The sequence below is a fragment of the Clostridium sp. FP2 genome (assembly GCF_011065955.2).
In the GTDB taxonomy this organism is placed as follows: domain Bacteria; phylum Bacillota; class Clostridia; order Clostridiales; family Clostridiaceae; genus Clostridium_AD; species Clostridium_AD tagluense.
On the sequence record NZ_JAAMNI020000001.1, the window covers coordinates 4,944,639 to 4,964,102 of the forward strand.

General features: G+C 31.8%; 14 protein-coding genes. 5 read left to right on the forward strand and 9 right to left on the reverse strand.

Annotated elements, in window-relative coordinates:
• Window positions 1-62: 62 nt before the first annotated feature.
• The 9 genes from mfd to purR all read right to left on the reverse strand — a co-directional run bounded on the left by mfd (window position 63) and on the right by purR (window position 11,989).
• A complete protein-coding gene (gene mfd, locus G9F71_RS23405) occupies window positions 63-3,590 on the reverse strand; it encodes a transcription-repair coupling factor (protein ID WP_164949450.1) in 3,528 nt (1,175 codons plus the stop codon).
• 46 nt (window positions 3,591-3,636) lie between these two features.
• Window positions 3,637-4,200, reverse strand: coding sequence for an aminoacyl-tRNA hydrolase (pth, locus tag G9F71_RS23410; RefSeq protein ID WP_164949449.1), 564 nt, complete (start codon window positions 4,198-4,200; stop codon window positions 3,637-3,639).
• 101 nt (window positions 4,201-4,301) lie between these two features.
• A complete protein-coding gene (locus G9F71_RS23415; RefSeq protein WP_224626752.1) occupies window positions 4,302-5,450 on the reverse strand; it encodes a S1C family serine protease in 1,149 nt (382 codons plus the stop codon).
• A gap of 92 nt (window positions 5,451-5,542) precedes the next feature.
• On the reverse strand, window positions 5,543-6,955 hold the full coding sequence (locus G9F71_RS23420) for a sensor histidine kinase (protein WP_164949447.1): 1,413 nt from the start codon (window positions 6,953-6,955) through the stop codon (window positions 5,543-5,545).
• Window positions 6,956-7,642 (reverse strand): response regulator transcription factor, encoded by a 687-nt coding sequence (locus tag G9F71_RS23425; protein ID WP_124998419.1) that lies wholly within the window; start codon window positions 7,640-7,642, stop codon window positions 6,956-6,958.
• Window positions 7,643-7,982: 340 nt separating this feature from the next.
• Entirely contained in the window at window positions 7,983-8,954 is a 972-nt protein-coding gene (locus tag G9F71_RS23430; RefSeq protein WP_164949446.1) for a ribose-phosphate diphosphokinase, read from the reverse strand.
• Between the two features lie 241 nt (window positions 8,955-9,195).
• On the reverse strand, window positions 9,196-10,566 hold the full coding sequence (glmU, locus tag G9F71_RS23435) for a bifunctional UDP-N-acetylglucosamine diphosphorylase/glucosamine-1-phosphate N-acetyltransferase GlmU (protein WP_164945031.1): 1,371 nt from the start codon (window positions 10,564-10,566) through the stop codon (window positions 9,196-9,198).
• 167 nt (window positions 10,567-10,733) lie between these two features.
• A complete protein-coding gene (spoVG, locus tag G9F71_RS23440; protein ID WP_164949445.1) occupies window positions 10,734-11,060 on the reverse strand; it encodes a septation regulator SpoVG in 327 nt (108 codons plus the stop codon).
• A gap of 107 nt (window positions 11,061-11,167) precedes the next feature.
• On the reverse strand, window positions 11,168-11,989 hold the full coding sequence (gene purR, locus G9F71_RS23445) for a pur operon repressor (protein WP_164949444.1): 822 nt from the start codon (window positions 11,987-11,989) through the stop codon (window positions 11,168-11,170).
• A gap of 422 nt (window positions 11,990-12,411) precedes the next feature.
• Between purR and murC the strand changes: the two genes are divergently transcribed.
• From murC to G9F71_RS23465, 5 genes are all read left to right on the forward strand, one after another.
• The gene (gene murC / locus G9F71_RS23450; RefSeq protein ID WP_164949443.1) at window positions 12,412-13,791 is read left to right on the forward strand and encodes a UDP-N-acetylmuramate--L-alanine ligase; all 1,380 of its coding nucleotides are present in this window, start codon (window positions 12,412-12,414) and stop codon (window positions 13,789-13,791) included.
• A 118-nt stretch (window positions 13,792-13,909) separates the two neighbouring features.
• Complete coding sequence (locus G9F71_RS27440; RefSeq protein ID WP_258880993.1) at window positions 13,910-14,032, forward strand: hypothetical protein; 123 nt, start codon at window positions 13,910-13,912, stop codon at window positions 14,030-14,032.
• Window positions 14,033-14,813: 781 nt separating this feature from the next.
• A complete protein-coding gene (locus G9F71_RS23455; protein ID WP_164949442.1) occupies window positions 14,814-16,550 on the forward strand; it encodes an ABC transporter ATP-binding protein in 1,737 nt (578 codons plus the stop codon).
• A complete protein-coding gene (locus G9F71_RS23460; protein WP_164949441.1) occupies window positions 16,550-18,337 on the forward strand; it encodes an ABC transporter ATP-binding protein in 1,788 nt (595 codons plus the stop codon). Before G9F71_RS23455 ends, G9F71_RS23460 begins: the two co-directional genes overlap by 1 nt.
• 180 nt (window positions 18,338-18,517) lie before the next feature.
• Window positions 18,518-19,432, forward strand: coding sequence for a PhzF family phenazine biosynthesis protein (locus G9F71_RS23465; protein ID WP_164949440.1), 915 nt, complete (start codon window positions 18,518-18,520; stop codon window positions 19,430-19,432).
• The last annotated feature ends 32 nt before the right edge of the window (window positions 19,433-19,464 follow it).

A 19,464-nucleotide genomic window follows, 5' to 3' on the forward strand; every position in this document is an offset into this window, starting at 1 on the left:
TTTTTTGTTACATTACATTACATATCAATTTTAATACATACTAATCTTATCACAATTTCACTTTATTTCAACTTTATTTCTGCGATACTTTTTATATACTTCACAATCTCTATGAGATTTGAAAGTATTTCTTCCTTTTTTAAATCTTTGTATTTATATGCAAAGACTGGTTTAGTTCCTAATTTAAAAATAATACTCCTATTATATTTACTAACCAACGCTTTCACTAATCCTGCATTTATTCTTTCACTACTATCAAATTGTAGTACTATCTCCTCCTTTACCTCTTTAATTTCTATTATTCCCACTTGTTTAGATATACTCCTAAGATAGGCGATGTCCATAAGGTTTGCAACTGATGATGGTATATCCGAAAACCTATCTTCTATTTCTTCTTGTATATCTAACATATCCTCATAGGAATCAATAGCTGCAATTTTTTTATAGATTTCAATTTTCTGCGACTCATCCTCAATGTACTTACTAGGAATAAATGCATCTATTTTGATTTCAACAGAAGTTTCAATAGGTTCCGCTTCCACATCACCTCTTATCTTTTTAACTGTCTCCTCTAACATCCTACAATATAAATCGTACCCTACCGCAGCCATATGGCCATGTTGAGCCGCGCCCATCATATTTCCAGCACCCCTAATTTCAAGATCCCTCATGGCAATTTTAAAACCTGACCCCAGCTCTGTAAAATCCTTAATTGCTTTTAACCTTTTTTCAGCTACCTCTGTTAACACCTTATCTTTTTTATAGGTAAAATATGCATAGGCTATTCTATTTGAACGTCCTACTCTACCCCTCAATTGATAAAGCTGAGAAAGCCCCATCTTATCTGCTTCATATATTATTATTGTATTTGTATTCTGGATATCTATTCCTGTCTCTATAATTGTAGTACACATTAATATATCATACTTATTCTCCATAAAATCCAACATTACAGATTCTAATTCTCTTTCTGTCATTTGCCCATGAGCAATGCCTAGTCTAGCTTCTGGAACAAGCTTACCTATGTATGCTGCCATATCCTTTATAGTTTCTACTCTATTGTACACAAAAAAAACTTGACCATTTCTATTTACTTCTCTGAGTATTGCATCCCTTATTAGTTGGTCATTAAACTCCACTACATAAGTTTGTATTGGATATCTTTCTTCTGGTGGGGTTTCAATTACACTTATGTCTCTCACACCAGTAAGCGACATATGTAACGTTCTTGGAATTGGAGTGGCTGTTAGAGTAATTACATCTATATTCTTTCTTATACTCTTTATTTTTTCCTTGTGAGTAACCCCGAACCGTTGTTCTTCATCTATAATTAATACCCCTAAATCTTTAAACTTTACATCTTGCTGAATTATTCTGTGAGTTCCTATTAGTATATCTACATTTCCTTCTTTTGTAGCCTTAAGCACAACTTTCTGCTGGGCTGGGCTTCTAAATCTACTTACCATTTCAATTTTTACCGGAAAATCCGAGAATCTTTTGGTAAGATTTTTATAATGTTGCTCAGCTAGTATAGTAGTGGGTACTAAGAATGCTACTTGTTTGCCATCCATAACTGCTTTAAAAGCAGCTCTAACAGCTACTTCTGTTTTGCCATATCCAACGTCACCACATATCAATCTGTCCATAGGTTTATCGGATTCCATATCTTTCTTGATCTCTTCAATTGCAATTAACTGATCTGGTGTTTCTTCAAATGGGAATTCTTCTTCAAATTGTTTTTGCCATACAGTATCCTTGCTATATCTATAACCCTTAAGTGTAGCCCTTGATGCATAAAGCTTTACCAAATCCTCTGCAATATCCGCAATAGAGTTCTTGACCTTATTTTTAGCCTTAATCCATTCTACTCCACCGAGTTTGCTAATCTTTGGTGCTTTGCCTTCACTTCCAATATATTTTTGTACTAAATCTAATTGCTCTACTGGAACATAGAGGGCATCGCCAGAATTATATCCAAGTTCTAAATAATCTCTTTTATGACCATGAACCTCTAATTGCTTAATTCCTTTGTATACGCCTATACCATGATTTACGTGAACAACATAATCACCCAATTTAAGTTCTGTAAAACTTTTAATTTTACTTACTCCCTTTTTACTGGAACGACTAGTAGCTTTTCTTTTCGCTCCACCAAAAACCTCTTTATCTGAGATAACGCATAGTTTTAATTCTGGGTATTCAAAACCTTTTAGCTGGTTACCAAAGGTTATAACCACCTGGCCAAACTGAATTTCTGAAATACTGTCTTTATAAACGCTTTCAATACCCCTATCCCTTAGGATATCTATTAATCTTTCCCCTCTAGTTCTTGTACCAGAAAGAATTACAATTTTGTAGCCTTTAACCTTTTTATCCTTTATATCTTCAATAAGTATATCTAATTGTCCATGATAATCATTAATTGTAATTTGTGAAAAAGATACTATAGACTTTGGACTCAGAACTTTTGTGCTTTTAGCTATAGCGTTTATTGTCATAACTTCCCTAGTATCTAAATCCTCGTATATATGTTCCTTATCAATTAAAATCCCTGCTTGATTTGGCAGTATATTTCCTCGTTTCAAAAAATTTTCATAATTTTCCTGGAATTCAAAATAAACGCTATCTAATTTTCCCATGCACCTTTGTGCATCATCGACTACTATAAATGAATCCTTCATATAATCTAAAAAAGTAGATGTAGTATCATAAAAATAAGGCATATAGCTGTCAATGGCTTCAAATTTCCAAGTTTCTTTAAGTGATTCTAAGTTAATATTAACTAGTGAAGTTATTCTTTCTATAGCTTCCTTGTCTTTTTTTTTATTAAAGCTAGCTAGTACATTCCCTAAATCTTCCTTTATTCCATTGTATCCACTTTCCATGCTTTCCTGCGTCAATATTATTTCCTTGGCTGGAAATATATCTATTTCGGATACCTTATCAATACTCCTCTGAGTTTCACAATTGAAAGTCCTTATGGAATCTATTTCATCATCAAAGAGCTCTATTCTAAAAGGTAGCGCTGATATAGGAGGATATAAATCTATTATCCCCCCCCTTATAGAAAATTGACCTTTAGTATCAACTCTATCTACTCTCTCATACCCACACTGAATTAATTTTTCTGTAAAATCCTTCAAATTTAATGTGCTTCCTACAGACAATCCAAAAATATATTTTTGCAATAAATCTATAGGTATATATGTAGCTGCCAATGCTTCAATACAAGTAATTACTATTTTTTTACCCTTTTGCATAATCTTTTTCATTACTTTAAGTCTTTCCCACCGAAGATCCCCAGATACAGCATCTGCATTATAAAAGCCCACTTCTCTGGTTGGAAAATAATAGACATCATTTACATAAAAAGATAAGTCATCGTAAATATTTTTAGCTTCTACATCACTATGTGTTAAAATTAATAGGGATTTATCTAATTGCTCATACACGCCATTCACTAAATAGTTCTTAGCTGATTCTGAAAGCCCATATAGTCCAATTGGGTAATTTTCATTTTCCATATTTGTTCGTATATTTTTAAATTGAACACTATCTTTCAAAGGCTTCATAAGCCCACTCAGTCTCATTCTAACACCTCTCACTTACTACATAAATATATAATAATAATTTCATTTAAGCATTAAACCCATTAAATTCATTCATAGCCTCTGTGACCCCTTTTGCTATTATAGTCTCCACAGCCTTTATACTAGCTTCAAGGGTCTTTTCTACGAGTATCCGATCCTCCTTTGAGAATCGTCCTAAAACATAAGATACCATGGACTTTTCTGGTTGTCCTACCCCTATTTTTATTCTTGGAAATATGTCTGACCCCATATTGGAAATAATGCTTTTTATGCCATTATGCCCTCCAGCACTCCCTTTACTCCTTATCCTTAATTTACCTACATCCAAACTAATATCATCATATATTATGATGATATTCTCACTTGGAATCTTATAAAAAGCAGCTGCTTGCTGTACACTCTCTCCACTTAAATTCATATATGTACTAGGTTTTAAAAGTATAACTTTTTGGGATGATATGTTAATTTCTCCATATACACCTTTAAATTTTACCCTATTAACTGAAACATTATACTTACTTGCCATTAAATCAATTACGTCAAATCCTATATTATGTCTTGTATTTTTGTATTCATCTCCTGGATTTCCTAGTCCAATTACCAAGTACATTATTGCCTCCAAATATTATTATGTTTAAGCCCTGTATCTTACACATAATTTTTTTATTTTATTTATAATATTATACTAAAAAAATCTTTAATCCACAAATTTTATTGTGTTTTTAATTCAGAGAGAATTATGCTAATCTCTTTAACTTTTCCACCTCTCCAAATCTTACAGGATAATTTTGCTCCAACTTTGTATTTTCCCAAAACGTTACTTAATTGCTCCATATTTTTAACATTCTTCCCGCCTATTTCAATTATAATGTCAGTAGGCATAATTCCAGCTACAGCGGCACCACTTCCCCGAGCGACGTCTTGTACATATACTCCCTCTACACCATCCGCGCCCACGGAAATTGCAGTTCCTCCATAAATACCTATAGCTGTTCTAATAACTTTACCATAAGTCATCAAATCATTAATAATCTCTTTAGCTTCATTTATACCAATAGCAAAACCCGTTCCTTCACTTCCAATGACCGAATTAATTTTAAAACTATTTATACCAATAACTTCTCCATAGCCGTTGCACAATGCTCCCCCACTATTCCCCGGATTTATTGCTGCATCAGTTTGTATCACTTTATATATAGTTTGTTCCCCAGTTTTTTCATTAACTATATTAATTTTTCTATCTAATGCACTTATAATTCCTGCAGTGGTACTTCCTGAAAACTGGTCTCCTAGTGGATTCCCAATGGCAATAGCTAAATCACCCACTTTAAGCTTTGAGGAATCACCAAATTTTGCAACAGGCAGATTACTCGCTTCAACTTTTATAACCGCCAAATCCGATATAGCATCACTACCTACAACTTTTGCTTTCAAAACGTAATCATTACTTAGCTTTACTTTTATTTCTGTTGCGCCTTCAACCACATGGTAATTAGTAATAATAAACCCATCACTTTTATATATAATCCCCGAACCACTTTCTTCTGGAGTATCCCATATACCTTTTTCTTTATTACTTATACCAACTATTGTTGGTGATACCTTTTGGGAAACTGCCAAAATAGGATTATCCCCTATTCCCTGGTTTTTAACTAGAGCGCTTGAACTTAACCCTCCACTAATATCTTTTGTCGATTTTTCTTTATTAATTGCATACTGAGCTGTAACTCCCCCAGAAATGGATGCTATTAGTATAAAACTAACTACTTTTAAAAATGATTTGAAATAATTTTTCTTATTATTTTTTCTAAAAATAATTTCTCCAAAGATATCATTACCAGACTCTGCATTCTTCCACATAGCATCTCTTATTTCTTCATGAGCCTTATAGTTATTCTTATTACCCATAGCATCACCCCCTAATTATTATAATTAAGTTTTGGAAAAATAGTTTATTTTACTTTCATTAATGTAAACGTAAAATAAACACCGTTATCCTTATTTTCAACCCATATATCTTCCTGTAATTGAGTTATTATATTTCTCACTATAGATAATCCAAGTCCAGTACTATCTTTTGCTGTTCTTGCTTTATCTGCTTTATAAAACCTATCCCAAATATGCAATAAATCTTCTTCTGCTATTTTAGGACCATCATTGAACACAGATATAAAGGCTTTCTTTCCTTTAATCTTTGAACTAATTTTAATTTTACCACCTTCATTTACATATTTTATTGAATTGTCTAATAAATTTGTAATCACTTGAACTAACCTATCCCTGTCTCCCGCTACAAATAAACTATCCCCATCAAAGCATACGTCTACAGATGCCCTTTTTTCTTTAATTTTTCTTTCATAATTTATAACTGTAAGTCTAATTATTTCGTTAATATCCACTTCCATAATTCTTAAACTAAACTCTCCCGCTTCAATTGCAGACATATCTAGTAAGTCATTTACAAGTCTAGTTAATCTTTGAATTTCTTCATAGGCAATAGACAAGTAGTATTTTTCCTTTTCCTGTGGAATTACACCATCTAGTATTCCACTAATAAACCCCTTAATTGAGGTTATAGGAGATCTAATCTCATGGGATACGTTGGATATAAATTCACGTCTATTTTTCTCATTTTTCTCTATGGAATCAGCCATAAAATTAAAAGATTGAGCAAGTTCTCCGATTTCATCGTTGGATTTTAAATAAACTCTCTTATCTACATCCCCATTAGATATTCTTCTAGCTACAGAATTAATCTCTGCTAAGGGCTTTATAATTATTTTTTGAGAAAAATAATATATAACTATACAAGAAAATATTATTGCAAAAATCGAGGATATCCAAATTATTTCATAAACCCGATTTAAGGATTGACCTAATTCTTCAATGGAATTATATAATATTATAGACCCCTTAAATGTACCCTCATTCATTATGGGTATACCGTAAACTCTTACAGCTTTATCAAGTACTCCAGCATAGGGTCCTGTAACTTCAAAAGTGTTACCACGTCTAAGCTCTTCTAGTTCCTTAACAAAGACCTGTTTATACATAAGTTCTTTATGCTCTTTATTAGATATAGCATAAACACGTCCATAGCTATCTGTAAGCCAAATATCTGACTTTATATTCTCAGCAATCATTGTTATTATATCATTCAATTGCTGCCAAGTAGCATCCCCCGCCATATATTTCATAGTATATGTTTGTATCATATATGAGTTATTCAAAATTTGTTCTTTCCTCTGGTCTAAAAAATAGTTTTGAAACCAATAAGACAGAAAAGAAGCAATAATTATAAGGCTCATAGATATTATAATAGTATAAGTGGCTAGCATCTTAGAAAAGAGTCCTTTTTTAACCATCTATTTCACCTCGAATTTATATCCAACTCCCCAAACTGTCTCAATTTGCCAATTCGGGCCTCCTTGAAGCTTTTCTCTTACCCTTTTAACATGCACATCCACAGTTCTAGAGTCTCCAGGATAATCATATCCCCAAACCTCACATAGCAGCTGCTGCCTAGTAAAAACCCTATTCTTATTAAGAGCTAAATAATGCACTAATTCAAATTCTTTAGGCGGCATTTTTACTTCTTCGCCTTTATAAGTAACATTATAAGAATTAATGTCAATTTCTAAATCCTCAAAGTTTAAAACTTCTTTACCACCATTGTCTAAATTGTAACGCCTAAGCACGGCCTTGACTCTTGCAATTATTTCCTTTGGTTCAAAAGGTTTTACTACATAGTCATCTGCTCCTAGTTCTAGTCCTAGCACTTTATCAAAGGTTTCTCCTTTGGCAGTAAGCATAATAACCGGAGTTTCGTGTTCTTTTCTTATCCACTTCAAAACATCTATCCCATCAATATAAGGCAACATTATATCTAGTAGTACCAAATCTGGTTTATAGCTTAAAAAAGCCTCCTGTGCAGCCCTACCATCATGCACTACTTTTGTTGCATATCCTGAACTTTCAAGATACATTTTGATTACCTCAGCAATATTTTTATCATCATCAACTACTAGTATTTTACCTATAGTTCCTTCCATATGTATACCTCCAAATTATTTTATCTATTATTTTTTTGTTATTTTTTATTGTCAGCTTGCAAAAACTGCTATCAATTTATTCTTATTTATTTTTTTAAAGATCCCTTATAAAAAATTTATCATATCACTAATTTATCATACTTTAATGTCAACTGATTAGTTTTTTGAAAATGTTACAAATTATTCACTGTTAGGATTATGAATTTACAGATTTATTGTTTATATATAGTATAATCATTATCTCAATACTATATATATATTACACCATTATAAATTATAAAAAAAAATAGTGATACTCAATTATAAAAATAATTCAGCATCACTATTTCAAGATATGTATTTATAAATTAGAGTCTTCCTCGAATAGTTTACTTACAGAAACGTCTTCGTATATTCTCTTTATAGCCTCAGCCAAAATTGGTGCTACAGATAATGTAACGAATTTACTACATTGTTTATCTTCTGGTACATCAATTGTATTTAATATTATTAATTCTTTTATTACTGAATCATTTATTCTTTGAATAGCAGGTCCTGATAGTACCCCATGGCTGCAACAAGCATAAACATCTTTTGCTCCCAGTTTAACTAGTGCATTAGCTCCGTTAGTTATAGTTCCAGCAGTATCTATCATGTCATCCATCATTATACAGGTTTTTCCCTTAATATCACCTATAACATTCATAATCTCTGCAACATTGGCCTTTGGTCTTCTCTTATCAATTATAGCTATTGAAGCATGTAATTTATCTGCAAATTTTCTTGATCTAGCAACACTTCCAAGATCTGGTGCAACTACAACTACATCATCTCTATCCTTAAATCCTTTTTGGATATAATATTTTGCAAGTATAGGTGTTCCCATTAAATTATCAACAGGAATATTAAAATATCCTTGTATTTGAGCTGCATGTAAATCCATAGTAAGTACTCTATCCGCTCCTGCTGTTGTTAAAATATCTGCTACGAGTTTTGCTGTAATTGGATCTCTAGCTTTTGCTTTTCTATCTTGTCTTGCATATCCATAGTATGGTATAACCGCAGTTATCCTTCCTGCTGAAGCCCTTTTAAATGCATCAATCATAATAAGTAATTGCATTAAATTGTCATTTACTGGAGCATTAGTTGATTGAACAACAAATACATCTGCGCCCCTAACAGTTTCGTGAATATTAACAGATATTTCCCCATCACTAAAAGTCCCTACTTCTGATTCTCCAACTTTTAGTCCTAGTATTTCAGCTATATCTGCAGCTAATTTAGGATTTGAATTACCTGTAAAAATCTTAATATTCTTGCCGTGGTTTATCATCTGTAATCCTGATTTCCAAAATCTTATAAATTATATTTAATATAATTTATATGAATTTTCATTCCATCCACTAAATAGAAGGGTAGTATCATAGGATTTATATACTAAATTTAATGCACCTTTAGTAGTTTTTATATATCCACTTTACTACAAAAATCAGTTTTCCACCTCCCTTTATTATTTACTTATTAAATCATCACCTGCGGTGCTGAAATATCGTTAACTATTATACCTTGTTACTTTATTTACTATGTCCTTTTCTCACTACCCAATTTTCAATATTTACTTGCCTTGCTCTAGCTATGGCCAAAGCATTTTTAGGCACCTCATTTGTAATTGTAGAACCAGCAGCGATATATGCATTATCATTAATTTTTACAGGAGATACTAGGTTAGCATTGCATCCTATAAAAGTATTATTGCCTATTATTGTTTTAAATTTTGATTTACCATCATAATTTACAACCACAGTTCCGCAGCCAAAATTACAGCCACTTCCAACCTCTGCGTCACCTATATAAGTAAGATGAGATACCTTTGTATTATCTCCAATAGTTGATTTTTTAATTTCAACAAAATCTCCTATTCTAGCATGTTTACCTATAATACTTTCCGGTCTAATGTACGCATATGGTCCCACAGTTGTTTCCTCACCTACCTGACTTTCAATTATCACAGAACTTTGAACTGAAACTCCATTTTGAATAATACTATCAACAATTCTATTATTCTGATAAAGAACACAGTTTTCTTTAATAATTGTAGTGCCTTGTAGTATATTCCCTGGATATATAATAGTATCCTTCCCTATTATAACTGACCAATCAATATAGGTGTTATTCGGATCCATTATTGTAACTCCATTTTCCATATGTTTTCTATTTATTCTTGCTTTCATAATTAGCTCTGCATCTGCAAGCTCTACTTTAGAGTTCACAGCAGTAATTTCCTCAATGGGTACATCAAAAGCTCCAACTTTAAACCCTTGCCCCTTTAATATACCAATAACATCCGTTAAATAGTATTCCCTTTGAGCATTATTATTATTTAATTTATCTAAACTACTAAGTAATTCTTCTATATTAAAACAATACATTCCTGAATTTATTTCCTTAACTGCTAGTTCGTAAGGATTACAGTCTTTAAATTCAACTATTTTTTCAACCTCGCCAATATGGCTTCTAATTATTCTACCATACTTTCCAGGATCATTCATAGTTGAAGTTAATATAGTAGCCTTAAATTTCCCCTTTTCATGATAATCTAAGAGTTCCCTAACAGTTGTTTCAGTAATTAGTGGACCATCTCCAACAAATATTGCCACTGTGCCTTTATGCCCACCTAGAAATTCTTTAGCGCACATTACTGCGTGTCCTGTCCCTAACTGCTCTTCTTGCACGGAGTAACTAATCTTTCTGTCTTCTGTTGCTTTTTTAACCTTTTCCGCTCCTCTTCCAATTACCACATCAATGGTTTCTATATCTGCACTTCTAATAGTGTCAATAACGTGATTTATCATTTCTTTACCACAGACCTTATGTAGCATCTTAGGAGTATTAGAGTTCATTCTTTTTCCTTCACCTGCAGCTAATACTATAGCGCATTTATACAAATTAAACACCTCTTTATACAATAATTCGACACATTAAAACATCTTATATTACATTATAATCAATTAAAACACCTCTTATATTATATTATATTATATTTAATTGCAAGAAGCCTTAAGGTTTTTTAAATATTTTCTTTCAAAAAAATAAAAAGGGGTTTTCACCCTTTTTATACTTCTAAATTTTCTTCTACTTTTTCTTCTAAATTTTCTACTGCTTTTATTACTTTTACAGGTTCTTCACTTTTTACTTTTTCATATTCTTCCAAAATAGCTGTTTGAATCTTTTCCCTTGTTCCAGTATTTATGGGATGCGCTATATCCTTGAATTCTCCATCTGGAGTTTTTCTACTTGGCATAGCGATAAAAAGTCCACTCTGTCCTTCTATAACTTTAATATCATGAACAACAAATTCATTATCAAAAGTTATTGATACAATGGCTTTCATTTTACCTTCTGTAGCTATTTTCCTAATTCTAACATCTGTAATTTCCATGTACTCCACCTCCAAGTTGCATTATGTTGCGTTATAATTATACTATTTCTCTATAACTTGGTTTATTCCTTCTTAAATTGTAAAAAAAATATTAAATATTTTGAATATTACGCTTTTTCGAAGATTTCTGATGGATTTAACTTGGATTTACCTTCAGGACTTATTCCTTTAAACTGGATAATTGATATATACTCTTCTACTAATTTATGCCCACTTTCAATATTCTCAATGAAAACTCCAATACCTAGAAGCTCACTTTCAAACTCTTTTAGCAAATTAATTATGCCTCTTGCAGTGCCTCCAGCTTTCATAAAGTCATCTATGAAAATACATTTGCTTCCCTTTTTTATAGAGTTTCTTGTAAGAGACATAGTCTGAATTCTATTAGTGGAACCAGACGCATAATTGATACTAACAGTACTTCCCTCAGTAACCTTTGGGTCCCGCCTTACTATAACCAATTGAACCCCTAGCATCTTCGCCACCTCAAAGGCCAGTGGTATTCCTTTAGTCTCTACAGTTACTACATAGTCTATATTTAACTCATTAAAGGCAGATGCAAGAATAACTCCTGCTTTATGCACTATTTCTGGATTATACATAATATCAGTCATAGATATAAAATTACCTGGTATTACTCTATCCTTGTGACTTAAAATCTCACATACCTCTTCTGCAAATATTCTACTTTCCTCCTGTGATACTCCACAAATATATTTTACTCCTCCAGCTGCACCTGCAACTGTCTCCACTCTTCCCATAGCTAGCGTGCTTAGCGTTTCGCGAACAATAACAATGTCTTCGCTAATTGTGGATTTAGCTGCATTAAATAATTCTGTAAATTTTTTTAAATTAATTGTCTTATTAGGATTTTCTGTTAATATTTTAGTAATTCCAGTAACTCTTTGGTTTCTACTATATTTATTCATTATTTATCACCCATATCTTTATTTTACGAATTTTACCGAGTAAAACTTTAACTATCATTCGTAATTTTATTGTAAATCTTTTTAATCACTATTACAATGCTTATCTAATGGACATTAAAATAAATAACAAGGAAGCTTTAGAATTATCAATTATAAATGATCATTGGTCATTTATAAAACTTCCTTGTTACCCATTTTCAACCCCCTAAGTAATCACCTTCAAAAGATTTTATTCTATGCCTGTGTTGTTTTTATGTAATTTTGTATATAATTAAGAAGAGGCCTTGATCATATTAAAATAGACTAGTGTGATGATTTGTTGTTTATTTGAATGTGCCTTATGTTCATTAATTTGTTATAATCAATATTACTGGTATTTGAATATACTAAACAAGCTTAATAATTTTTAAGGAGTTGATATAATGTCTTTTGATTTTATAAAAGATAAAAACAAGAAAATTCATTTTATAGGAATTGGCGGTATAAGTATGAGTGGCCTTGCTGAAATACTTATAAAAAATAATTATAAGGTTTCTGGTTCTGATATGCAGTCATCCCATATAACAAATAAACTTAGTGAAAAAGGTGCTGAAATTTATATAGGTCATAATGGCGATAACATAGTGGATGCAGATTTAGTTGTTTACACTGCCGCTATTTCTCCTGAAAATCCTGAATACCTTAAAGCTATGGAGCTAAATATTCCTTTAATGGATAGAGCTGAATTTTTAGGTCAAATTATGAAAGGCCATAAGTATAATGTGGCTGTATCAGGTACCCATGGTAAAACTACTACAACATCAATGATTGCCCACATAATTTTAAATGAAGATGTAGACCCTACTATATTGGTAGGTGGAGAACTTGATGCTATTTGTGGTAATGTTTTAGCTGGGAATAGTGATTATTTTGTTACAGAAGCTTGCGAATATAAAGCATCATTTTTAAAGTTCTTTCCTTATATAGCCACAATAACAAATATAGATGCAGATCATCTAGATTACTATAGAGACATAAATCACATTAAAGATACCTTCAAAAAATTTATTGATCTTATTCCTAAGGAAGGCTATTTAGTTGCAAATGCAGAGGATGAAAATATTAAAACTATTCTTCGTAATAATAATTACAACTGTAATATACTTACTTATGGAATTAACGAAGGAATACTTAAGGCCGAAAATATTCACTATAACGAGTCAGGTTGTGCTAGCTTTGATGTGTATAGAGAAGGTCACCTGCTATTTAAAATAAACCTTAATGTGCCAGGTCAGCATAATGTTCTAAATGCCCTTGCAAGTATAGGAACTTCGCTGTGTCTTAATTTCTCTAAAGACTCTATTACTAAAGGCCTATCTAGTTTCAGGGGGACTCATAGAAGATTTGAACTAAAAGGGACTAAGGATGGGGTAACTGTTATTGATGAATACGCTCATCACCCTACAGAAATTAAAGCAACTTTAAGTGCTGCAAAAAATTACCCCCACAATAAAATTTATTGTGTTTTTCAACCTCATACTTATTCAAGAACCATAAGCTTATTTGAAGATTTTTCAGATTCTTTTTATGATATAGATAACTTAATCCTGGCAGATATTTATGCTGCTAGAGAAAAAGATACTGGAATAATAAGTTCTACTATGCTAGGAGACAGAATTCGATCTAAAAATGTAAATTGCGTAAATCTTCATAGTTTTGATGAAATTGTACATTATCTTAGAATTAATTTAAAAGCTGGTGATATGCTTATTACAATGGGCGCAGGAGATGTATTTAAAATAGGAGAAATGTATTTAAAGTAATTAATTGAATATTTTTAAAATTAACTATTGACATCTATTAACAAATAAAGTATTCTTAAAAAGGAATCATTTGAAAGAAATGTTAATTATAATATATTTTGAAAAGGAGGTAGCAATCATGATCAATAAAGAAATATGTATTAATTCTAATGTTGCATTTAATTTATCTATGTCCAGTAGTATTTTTATGTCTAAAACTTTATATGATAGTCCTACCTTAATGAAAATTATCTTTTCATAATATTTTATCTTTATTAAAGTATTTTTATGAAATTATAAACATTGATCATGGGCTACTCGCCCATGATCTTTTTATATGAGTTAATTTCTTATGTATGCCTGTTGGTTTAGCATAAGATTAATCATTTTTTAAGCCATGGATATTTCCATGGCTTTTTTCTGTTAACTACATTTCAGTTTCGAAGAAAATTATTAATAAATCACATAAGTGATTAATTATAAAAGTCAAAACAAATTACGGGAGGAATTACAATGTACAGTTCTGAAAATTTAACAAAACCAAAATCTAGCTTAGGAGGGGTATTTATGAAACACAGTTTTTTTAAAAGTAGAAAAACTCCATACACTTATTGGTCAAAACCTTTATTGTTAAACACATTTAACAGTATTAGTCACCTTGATTATTTTCTTATTACAAACAAACAAATGTAATCTATCCATTTAGTATTTAATAAAAATTTGAAAGCGAGGAAATTATAATGAATAAATCTACAATTTCAAAAAACTATAATATTAATTTAGGAGGAATCACTACGGGGTTTGCTTTCTTTGAAAATAAGAATCTACTCAGTCGTTATCGGCGAAAGCCACTATATTTATGCAATAATAGCCTGAGCAATGACTTATATTATTTCCTAATATTAAATAAACGCATCTAAGCTTGTATCTTTGAGATACTGATGGTTATAATTTAACATTATATGAACACATAAAAATATTTTAAGAAATAGATTAATTTCTATTTCTTAAAATATACTAACCGTTAAGGAGGTCAGATTTTAATGAAACGAATTTTAAAATATGTTACAAAATACAAACTCTTTATTATTATAGCTTCTATTGCAATGATAATAAGTATAATACTAGACATGTTTAATCCCTATTTAGTAAAAATTATGATTGATAAAGTACTTCGCAATAGTGAATATAACCTTCTAACTTTTGTATTAATGTCTCTTGCTGGAATTACTCTTACTCGGTCAATACTTGGCTATATTAGAGAATACAGCTTAGATTACTTATCTTCTAGAGTAAGTATAGATTTAAAAACAGATCTATTTGATCATATTCAAAGTTTACCATTTAAATATTTTGATAGTATGAACACCGGCGAACTTATGTCAAGGATGGGCTCTGACGTGGATAATGTATGGAGATCCATTTCTTTTGGTATAGGCCTTGCTATAGAACAATTAATTTATTTTCTAGTTGCCTCGGTACTAATCTTTCGTATGAATGGTCAGCTTGCACTTGTAACTCTTATAACTATGCCTCTTATTGGCTATATAGCAATGAAACTTGAAAAAGAAGTTGGAGAAGCCTTTGGCGCCATAAGTGACCATAATGCAGTTTTAAACACTACGGCTCAAGAAAATATTGCTGGTGTACGTCTTGTAAAAGCTTTTGCTAGAGAAAAACATGAAACATTAAAGTTTTTAAACCATAACAGAACAAATTATGATCTTAATATGAAACAAACTAAGATATGGAGTAAACATTTCCCAATGATAGAATTCTTATGTAACATGTCTGTTTTAGCCGTAGTATGTGTTGGTGGAATGCTAGTAATTGGTAAAAGTTTATCTATTGGAGAACTGGTGGCCTTTAGCCAATATGTGTGGATGCTAATTTGGCCAATGAGAATGATAGGCTGGCTTACAAATATCATAACTCAGGCAAATACTTCTGCTAAAAAAATCTTTGATATAATGGATGTAGAACCTGAAATTAAAGATAAAGATGATGCCATAGCTATGCCTGTAATTAAAGGCTCCATAAAATTTGAAAATGTGTCTTTTAAATATAATGAAAATTACATTTTGGAAAATATAAATTTGGATATACCTGCTGGAAGCACTGTTGCAATAATGGGCACAACAGGTTCCGGTAAAAGCTCTCTTGTAAATCTTATAGGCAGATATTATGAAATCTCCAAAGGCTGCATTACTGTAGATGGTAATGATGTACGTGATATATGTATACATGATTTACGATCTAAAATGGCCGTAGTTTCTCAAGATACTTTTTTATTTTCAGAGAGTATTTTTGAGAATATCCGTTTTGGAAATCTGGATGCCTCCTTTGAACAAATAAAAAAAGCTTGCACGGACGCCTGCGTGGACGAATTTCTGGATAGTCTAACCGAGGGCTATGAGACAATTATTGGCGAGCGAGGACTAGGTCTTTCTGGCGGTCAAAAACAAAGACTTTCTATTGCAAGAGCGTTGGTTAAAGATTCTAGTATTTTAATACTTGATGATGCCACTTCAGCCTTAGATATGGATACTGAATACAATCTTTTAAAAAATCTTCACCATAGAAATAACAAACAAACTACCTTTATAATTGCACATAGGATTTCTGCAGTTAAAAATGCGGATATGATACTATTCCTTGAAAATGGTCATGTGGTGGAAATGGGCAATCACAAAACTCTCCTTGAAAAGAGAGGGCAATACTATGATGTGTACAATCAACAATTTACAGACTTTATGGACCTTGAAGGGGTGGTGGTATAATGCCTAGAAATTCAACACAGCAAGATGAACAATTTAAGGAAGCTTCCAAAGGTAAACTGATAATAAGGATATTTAGTTATTTAAAGCCTTTTAAACTAAAAGTAGCTTTAGTTATTTTGCTTATGGTAGTCGTCATGGTATGCTCTCTAGTAAACCCATATATTTTGAAGCTAGCAATAGACAAATATATAGGAACCTCTAATATACGAGGCCTAGCACAAATTGCCGGTTTTATGGTAGTTTTTAATATAATATCACTCATTGCATCTAGAATAAGAATTAATATTATGGCGTCCGTTACTAACTCTGCACTATTAAATATAAGACAGGAATTATATACTCATATTCAGAAACTATCCTTTACTTTTTTTGATAATAGACCCGTTGGAAAAATACTTGCAAGGGTTATTGGAGATGTAAGTTCTCTGCAAGATCTCTTTGATAACAGCGTAACTAACTTTATCCCAGAAATCTTAACTCTAATATTTGTAACAATTATTATGTTTTCTATGAATGTTAAATTAGCTCTAATTTCGATTTCATTCTTACCAGTGCTAATTATAGCTCTTTCTTCTATAGAAATATTTTCTAGAAAGCGCTGGCAAATATATAGATCTAAACGTTCTAATCTTAATGCCTTTACCCATGAAGATTTTTCTGGCATAAGAGTAGTTCAATCTTTCGCCACCGAAGACAAAACCTCTAAAACCTTTGTAACCTATGTTGGCGACATGATGAATGCCTTTATGAAGGCTGTTAGATTAAATGATTTGTTTTGGCCCATGGTAGAATTATCTTGGGGGCTTGGCAGTTTACTCGTATACTGGTATAGCGTGCCTCTTATAAAAGCAAAAACCTTAACTATTGGTGAACTCGTTGCATTTACTGCTTATATTTCAATGTTTTGGAGACCAATTATGAACATCAGCAATTTTTACAATACATTAATAACAAATTTCTCTTCTGCAGAAAGGATTTTTGAAATACTAGATATAAAACCAGATATTATAACTATTGATAAGGCTATAAAAATGCCTAAAATAAAAGGTGATGTTGAATTCAAAAATGTAGTTTTTAGCTATGATAATGATGTTTCTGTATTAAATAATGTGAGCTTTAAAATAAAGGCTGGAGAAACTGTAGCTTTAGTAGGTCCTACCGGGGCTGGCAAAACTACTATAATAAACTTAATTAGTAGATTTTATGATGCAGGCAGCGGAGAAGTTTTAGTAGATGGTAAAAATGTATCTCATGTTGATATTGAATCCCTTCGAAGTCAAATGGGCATAATGCTTCAAGATACCTTTCTCTTCTCTACTACTATTATGGAAAATATTCGTTATGGAAAACTAGATGCCACGGACGAAGAAGTAATAGCTTCAGCTATTGCCGTTAACGCAGATTCTTTTATCATGAAGCTAGATAATGGCTATGCTACAGAGGTAAATGAAAGAGGATCTAGACTTTCCGTCGGTCAAAGGCAGCTTATATCCTTTGCTCGCGCCTTACTTGCTAATCCAAGAATATTAATATTAGATGAAGCTACTTCTAATATTGATACTACTACAGAAAAGCTTGTACAAAAGGGCATTAAAAAACTCCTATTTAACAGAACCTCCTTTGTTATAGCACACAGACTATCAACTATAAGAGACTGCGACAAAATAATGGTTATAGATGATGGGAGAATAGTAGAGGGAGGCACCCACACCGAACTTATAGACCTAAAAGGATTATATTATGATCTTTATATGTCTCAATATAAATTCTTGAATGAAGGGGCTTAAGGCCTCTTAGATTGGAGTAAGAAATCAAAATAAAGCTATTAACAATTTATGATATTAAGATTTAAACCTACAACTTTCAAATGTAGGTTTATTTTTTATTTACATACTCCCATATTGGAACTATATTAGATAATATAGTCTGAAAATAAAAATTTCGCATTAGAAAGGAATGAATTATTTATGAAAAAAGTTATTTATGGAGTAGACGCATTTTCAGCTGTGCCCTTTGGAGGTAATCCAGCTGGTGTAGTGCCTAATGCAATTGGTTTAAATCATAGGGATATGTTGAAAATTGCAATGGAAATGAATTTATCGGAAACTGCCTTTATTTTTCCACTACAAGATGATGTGGCAGATTACCAAGTAAGATTTTTTACACCTACTCAAGAAGTAGATTTATGCGGACATGCTACAATTGCTTCTTTTTTCGCCTTAGCTTCAAAAGGTATAATTACTGGAACTAATAATGTCAAAATTGTAAAACAAAAAACTAAGGCTGGTATTTTACCGGTTGAACTCTATTTTAAAGACAGTAAAATCCATAATGTAATGATGACTCAAACTAAACCTAATTTTCTTTTTAAGGTTGAAGACCTGTGTGAACTTGCTGAAATCATGGGAATAAATGCACAGGATATAGGCATTGACGGATACCACCTTATTCCTCAAGCTGTATCTACCGGTCTTACAGATATTATGCTCCCAGTTAAAAGTCTATCTGCATTAAGGTCCATAAATCCAAACTATGATAGATTGGCACAGTATAGTAATAAGCTAAATATTATTGGAGTGCATGCCTTTACTCTTGAAACTGAAGAAGATTCCTCTACTATAGCTTGTAGAAACTTTGGTCCTGCCGCTGGTATAAATGAAGAAGCTGCCACAGGGACTTCTAATGGAGCACTTGGTGCCTACCTAGTAAAAAATGATATGCTTAAGTTTGAAGATAATATAACTATAATATGTGAACAGGGCTACTATATGAATAGACCCAGCAAAATAGTTGTAAGACTTCAAGGAACTAAGGATGACTTAACAGTAAAGGTTGGAGGTGAAGCAGTTATTGTTATGGAAGGGGAAATACGCTGCAGCTAATATTCATTATCTATGCCACTAGAACACTTCTT